Raw genomic sequence first — 3,393 nt, forward strand, 5'->3', positions numbered from 1 at the left:
GCCCGGCTGTCACGGAGCATGTACGAAATCCGCTCCGTCGGCTGAGCCGGGTCGATCGGCAGATACGCCGCCCCCGCCTTCCACACGCCCAGAATCCCCGCGACCATCTCCACACCACGTGGCAGAGACAGGCCGACAACAGACTCCGCACCAACCCCCTGACCCACCAGATAGTGCGCAATCCGGTTCGCCCGCGCATCCAGCTGCGCATACGACACCGACACACCATCCGCGACAATCGCCACGCTCTCAGGAGTACGGGCCACCTGCGCCCCGAACACCTCATGCACCAGAGCAGTGGGCACAGCAGCCGCCGTGTCGTTCCACTCACTCACCACCCGACGACGCTCAACCTCATCAAGGATCCGGACACCGCTCAGCCGTGTCTCCGGCGCCCCGACCAAAGACTCCACCACCCGTGCGAAGGCCCCTGCGATCCGCCCGGCCCACTCCGCGTCGAACAGGTCCAACGCCACCGTCACCGAGCCACGCACACCTGCCGGGGCGCCATCCGCGTCGAACGCCTCTTGGACCATCACGTCCAAGTCGAACTTGGCCGCTCGCCCACCTGTCGAGACACCTCCGGCGCGTGCGGTCGGCAGGTCGAGCACCGCGTCGATCGTGTTCTGCTTCGTCAGCACCACCTGGAACAGCGGATGCCGGGCCATCGACCGGCTCGGAGCCAGCTCCTCCACCAGCCGCTCGAACGGCACATCCTGATGCGCGAAGCCAGAAAGCCCCGACTCCCGTACGCGGGCCAGCACTTCGGTGAATTCCGGATCCTCGGTCAGGTCCGCCCGCAACACCAGCGTATTGACGAAGCAGCCCACGAGATCGTCCAGGGCTTCGTCCGTGCGCCCGGCGTGCGCCGAACCGATCGGGATGTCGGTACCCGCACCCAGCCGGGACAGCAGCACCGCCAGCGCCGCCTGCAACACCATGAACGTCGTCACGCCCTCGGCCCGCGCCACCTCCACCAGCCGCGCGTGCACCTCGGCCGGGATCACGAGTGGCGCACCGTGCCCGCGGTGGGAGGCCACGGCCGGCCTCGGCCGGTCGAACGGCAACGCGAGCTCCTGCGGCGCACCGGCCAGCGTCTCGCGCCAGTAGGCGATCTGCCGGGACATGAGGCTGTCCGCGTCCCGCTCGTCGCCGAGCAGCTCCCGCTGCCACAGCGCGTAGTCCGCGTACTGCACCGGCAGCGGCTCCCACTCGGGGGCACGGCCCTCGCAGCGCGCCTCGTACGCCTGGGCGAAGTCCTTGGCCAACGGCGCCCGCGACCAGCCGTCGCTGGCGATGTGGTGGACCGCGACCACCAGCACCTTTTCCTCTTCACCCGCGTCGAAGAACCAAGCCCGGATCGGCACTTCGGTCGCCAGGTCGAACGGGTACTTGGCAGCCTCGACGACGGCATCGGCGAGTTCCGCGGCGGCGATCTCGACGACACTCAGGTCCCAAGTCAGCTCGTCGATGCCGAGCACGTGCTGGTAGGGCTCGCCGTCGGCGATGGCGAACTTCGTACGCAGGACCTCGTGCCGGCCGATCACGTCCCGCAGCGCCATGCCGAGCGCCTCACGGTCCACGTCACCCGTCAGACGCAGGACGATCGGAGTGTTGTACGTGGCGCTCGGGCCCTCCAGCTGGCCGATGAACCACAGCCGCTGCTGGGCGTACGACAGCGGCACGCGCTCAGGACGTTCGGTCGCGGTCAGCGCTGGGCGTGCCGCCTCGGCGCCGACCAGGTGGGCGGCGAGTCCGGCGGCGGTCGGCGCCTCGAACAGCTCACGCAGTGGCACCTCGACACCCAGCACCGTACGTACCCGGCTCATCAGCCGTACCGCGAGGAGCGAGTGCCCGCCCAGCGCGAAGAAGTCGTCGTCGACGCCCACGTCCGGCAGGCCCAGGACCTGTGCGAACACTCCGCAGAGCAGTTCCTCCTGGGGCGTGGCCGGACCACGGCGTGTGCCACCGGTCGCGTCGCGGTGGTCCGGGGCGGGTAGGGCCTTGCGGTCGAGCTTTCCGTTGTCGTTCAGCGGCAGCGCGTTGAGGACCACGACGGCGGGGACCATGTGGCCTGGCAGCCGTTCGGAGGCGAACTGTCTTACCGCTGTGGCCAGTTCGATATCCTCCGCTCCCCCGGCCGGTACGACGTAGGCGACCAGGCGCTTGTCGCCCGGGGTGTCCTCGCGGACGGTGACGACGGCCTGGGAGACCTGCGGATGCGCGGCGACGGCCGCCTGGACCTCGCCCAGCTCGATCCGGAAGCCCCGTACCTTCACCTGCTCGTCGACCCGGCCCACATACTCGACCTGACCATCGACGTTCCACCGCACCAGGTCACCGGTCCGGTAGAGCCGCTCGCCCGTACCGAACGGATCGGCCACGAAGCGCTCAGCCGTCAGCCCCGCACGACCCAGATAACCCCGGGCCAGACCGGACCCCGCGATATACAGCTCACCCGCAACACCCACCGGCACCGGCGACATCGCACCGTCCAGCACATACACCCGCGCATTCGAGATCGGCCGGCCGATCGGCACCAGCCCGTCCACATCCGTCTCCGTGGACCACGCCGTCGCATACACCGTCGCCTCGGTCGGACCGTAAATGTTCGCCACCCGGGCTTCCGGCAACGCCTCACGGATGCTCCCGACCGCATCCGCGGTCAGCGCCTCACCCGCCAGCACCACCGTCCGCGGCCGCACGGAAAGCCCACCACCGGCCACCACCTGCGCAAACGCCGACGGCACACCACTGACCAGACTCACATCCCCGACCCCGGCCCCACCATCGGCCAGCGCCAGCAGATCCTCCACGACCTCCGCACTGCCGCCCGACACCAACGGACCGAACAACTCGAACACCGACACATCGAAGTTGAACGACGTCGACACCAAAACCCGCGAGAGCTCATCCGCTGAGAACTCCTCACGAGCCCACGACAGCAGACTCGTCACCGAACGGTGCTCGACCACCACACCCTTCGGACGCCCCGTCGAACCCGACGTGAAGATCACATACGCCGGATTGTCCGGCGCCACCGGCACACTCGGCGCACTCCCCTCAAGCCCCCCGAGCTCCCCGACCACATCCGCCGAGTCCAGCACCACCACAGGACCCGTCACCACACCGGCCGTACCCGCCGACACCAGCGTCACCACCGGTGCCGCATCCTCGACCATGAACGCGACCCGCTCCGCCGGATAGCCCGGATCAACCGGCAGATACGCACCACCCGCCTTCACCACCGCAAGCAGCGCCACCACCATCTCGACACCACGCTCAAGGCACACACCGACCACCGACTCCGGACCAACACCCCGGGAAATCAGCAACCGCGCCAGCCGGTTCGCCCGCGCCTCCAGCTCCGCGTACGACACCTCCACACCCTCG

General features: G+C 69.1%; 1 protein-coding gene. It reads right to left on the minus strand.

Annotation, left to right across the window (positions count from 1 at the left end; translation table 11 throughout):
• Nucleotides 1–3,380: non-ribosomal peptide synthetase (locus GTY56_RS18310; RefSeq protein ID WP_346345513.1), on the minus strand; the 3,380-nt coding region annotated here is incomplete at its 3' end.
• Nucleotides 3,381–3,393: the final 13 nt, after the last annotated feature.

The organism is Streptomyces sp. SID5643, from assembly GCF_009872555.1.
In the GTDB taxonomy this organism is placed as follows: Bacteria; Actinomycetota; Actinomycetes; order Streptomycetales; family Streptomycetaceae; genus Streptomyces; species Streptomyces iakyrus.